The organism is Planomonospora algeriensis (genome assembly GCF_977012225.1).
The window spans coordinates 1-1,171 of sequence record NZ_CDRNDK010000896.1; the positions used below are offsets into that span (position 1 = coordinate 1).

1 protein-coding gene is annotated in these 1,171 nt (G+C 75.8%); it reads left to right on the plus strand.

Going from position 1 to position 1,171, the window contains the following annotated elements; genetic code table 11:
- Positions 1-1,008, plus strand: a 1,008-nt coding sequence (locus ACWJ6R_RS36725) for an ABC transporter permease (RefSeq protein ID WP_449066608.1), incomplete at its 5' end; no start/stop codon positions are given.
- Positions 1,009-1,171 lie beyond the last annotated feature (163 nt).

The following is a 1,171-nucleotide window of genomic DNA, read 5'->3' on the forward strand; positions in this document are numbered from 1 at the left end:
CCCGCCCCGCCGCCCGTCCGACGGCTCGGCCGCGCGATCGTCCGCATGGCGGCCTGGCGGGCGGCGTTCGCCGCACCGCTGCTGCTGGCGGTGACGGCCGGCATGTTCGCCCTGGCCAAGGCCTCACCCTTCGACCCGGTCCGGCAGTATCTCGGAGACCGGGCGGTGGTCACCGACCCGGCCGTGGCCGAGCGGATCCGGGCGAACTGGGGCCTCGACCGGCCGGTCCTGGAGCAGTACGCCACGTGGCTCGGCAACCTGCTCCAAGGTGACCTGGGCGACTCGCGGTCGCTGCACCTGCCGGTCGGCCAGGTGATCGCCGAGCGGCTGCCGTGGACGCTGCTCGCCACCTCGGCGGCGATCGTGCTGATGCTGGCCGGGAGCCTCGTCGCCGGGACGGTCGCCGCCTGGCGGCGCGGTTCCCGGCTGGACCGGTTCATCACCGGGGGCTCGCTGGCGAACGAGGCGGCGCCGGTGTTCTGGCTCGGCCTCCTGGCGATCTCGGTCTTCTCGGTGCGGCTGGGCTGGCTGCCGGCCGGCGGCCTGACCGACGCCGCCTCCGCCACCGTGGAGCCCGGCGACCTGGTCGCGCACATGGTGCTTCCGGTCACGGTGCTGGCGGTCTCCCAGTCGTCCTGGCTGGTGCTGTACGTCCGCGAGTCGGTCGTCGGCGTGCTGCGGGAGGACTTCATCTCCGGCGCCCGCGCCCGCGGCCTGCGGGAGCGGACGGTGCTCGTCCGGCACGCGCTCCGCTCGGCGCTGCTGCCCTTCCTCACCCTCCTGGGCGCGCGGATCCCGGAGCTGGTCACCGGCGCGATCCTGGTGGAGACCGTCTTCTCCTGGCCGGGCGTCGCCTCCGCCTCGGTGCAGGCGGCCCTCGCCGTGGACTTCCCGCTGCTCGCCGCGCTCACCCTGCTCGGCACCCTGGCCGTGGTGGGCGGCAACCTCCTCGCCGACATCGCCTACACGATCGCCGATCCCCGCGTACGCACCCTGGGAGTGGGCTGATATGACCGCCGCGATACCTCCCCCGACCACCCCGTCACCGTCATCGGACCCGGCGTCGGGCCCGGCGGCTTCCGCGTCCCCGCCGCAGGCTCCTCCGGCTCCCCCGGCGCCCCCGTCCCGGCCGCGCAGGCGCCCCCGGTCCGCTTCCCGCCGGCCGGTGCGC